The organism is Streptomyces sp. NRRL S-31 (genome assembly GCF_000718775.1).
In the GTDB taxonomy this organism is placed as follows: domain Bacteria; phylum Actinomycetota; class Actinomycetes; order Streptomycetales; family Streptomycetaceae; genus Streptomyces.
Genome location: NZ_JOCB01000276.1, coordinates 1 through 328, shown reverse-complemented (window position 1 = coordinate 328; position 328 = coordinate 1). Strand labels below are relative to the sequence as shown.

The following is a 328-nucleotide window of genomic DNA, read 5'->3' as shown; positions in this document are numbered from 1 at the left end:
CTGGGCGGGGTGATGGGGGAGGCGGCGGCGCGCCGGGTGGGTGAGGACTGGGCGCGGGCGTTCGCGCGGTCGTTCGGCGGGCGGGGGATGGAGGCGGCGCTGGCGGTGCCGTTGCGGGCGCTGCCGCGGGACACGGGCGCCTTGCGGCGGGTGTTGTCGCAGGACGTGGCGCGCGTGTTCGCGCCGGACTTCGGGCGCAAGGTCGCTTCGCTGGCGGGGGAGGCCGCGCTGTGGGGTGGTGCGATGAACCTGGCGGAGGGGACGTACAACGCGATCACCACGGGCCGGTTCACGACGTCGCTGGCCTCGTTCACCTCGGGTGCGTTCG

At 75.6% G+C, this 328-nt stretch carries 1 protein-coding gene; it reads left to right on the top strand.

Annotated elements, in window-relative coordinates; translation table 11 throughout:
• Positions 1-328, top strand: a 328-nt coding sequence (locus IF37_RS40450) for a hypothetical protein (RefSeq protein WP_158727468.1), incomplete at both ends; no start/stop codon positions are given.